General features: G+C 51.1%; 1 protein-coding gene. It reads left to right on the top strand.

Translation table 11 applies throughout. The features are described from left to right. Nucleotides 1–49 precede the first annotated feature (49 nt). On the top strand, nt 50–256 hold the full coding sequence (locus tag AC0L3J_RS37665) for a Mor transcription activator family protein (protein ID WP_473350472.1): 207 nt from the start codon (nt 50–52) through the stop codon (nt 254–256). Nucleotides 257–366: the final 110 nt, after the last annotated feature.

The raw sequence follows: 366 nt of genomic DNA, 5'->3' as shown, positions 1-366 counted from the left end.
CCTGACCGCCGCCCAGATGCTTACAGATAGCCACAACAATCTCCAGTGAATGGGCGGCGGTCAGGTCTACATTCCACGCGGTCAGGCTCTGGACTCGCTGATTCGGGATTTGCGTATCTGGAATGATTTTAACGGTCGCAACGTCAGCGAACTGACCACCCGTTATGGTGTCACTTTCAATACGGTGTACAAAGCCATTCGCCGGATGCGACGGCTGAAATACCGCCAGTACCAGCCCTCACGTCTGCCAAGATGAAAGGATGCATTCCAGCCTTTACCCATGATGATTTTCCCCGGTACGGTTATTCATCACAGGATATTGAGGACGTAAAAAAAGCCGGATTAACCGGCTTTACTGTTTACAGA

The sequence above is a fragment of the Bradyrhizobium sp. Kon37 genome (assembly GCF_055807535.1).
Note: the sequence above shows the minus strand (reverse complement) of the source record. Positions and strands in the feature narration are given on the sequence as shown.